This is a genomic window from Chryseobacterium barbadense, from assembly GCF_042849955.1.
Lineage (GTDB): Bacteria > Bacteroidota > Bacteroidia > Flavobacteriales > Weeksellaceae > Chryseobacterium.
In genome coordinates, this window is sequence record NZ_BAAFHL010000152.1 from 1 (window position 1) to 642 (window position 642).

Sequence of the window (642 nt, forward strand, 5' to 3'; positions counted from 1 at the left end):
TATATAAGGATAACCGGACGGGTTTTGCTGTTCATCGGTTACTTTGGTCAGCTTATTCCCGTTATACTCATATTTCAGGTTATCGATCATGGTGGCAAAGCTGTTTCCGGATACAACTCCTTCCGATCTTTTTAATCTAGTGATGCTTCCGTCGATATCATACTCAATCTTTTCAAAATATTCTTTAGCAGATTCACTTCCTGCTTTTTGATAGAATCCTGCACTTAACCTGTTGAGATTATCATAGACATAGCCATATCTTTTAAGCGGTTCATTTTCCTGTGTAAGGGTTTTCCAGGCTACTTCGGCAATATTCCCGTTATATCTGGCTTTTACCTTCAGATCGGTAAAATCGGAATTAGGGGTTTCCAGCCCTTCTACCTGGTTATAATTGATCTTATATCCGAATAAATCACTACCCAGGTTATCCGGATCATTGATTTTCGTTAGCTTACCGTGGATGTTATAGGTATAATTAACCGTTTGTAGCGGTGAAGTAAGGGTATTTCCTACTTTTTTCACTTCCAGCTGTCCAAGGTCGTTATACACATTCTGGCTTAGTACTTCCACAGGATTGCTGTCAATCTGGTGTTTATGGATAAGAAGCCTGTTCTGGGCATCATATACAAAGTTTTCCGTAAT

Annotated in this window: 1 pseudogene; it reads right to left on the reverse strand. The window is 39.3% G+C overall.

Going from position 1 to position 642, the window contains the following annotated elements:
- Positions 1-642 (reverse strand): annotated as a pseudogene (locus ACGHIN_RS17315) (RHS repeat-associated core domain-containing protein); the annotation flags it as partial.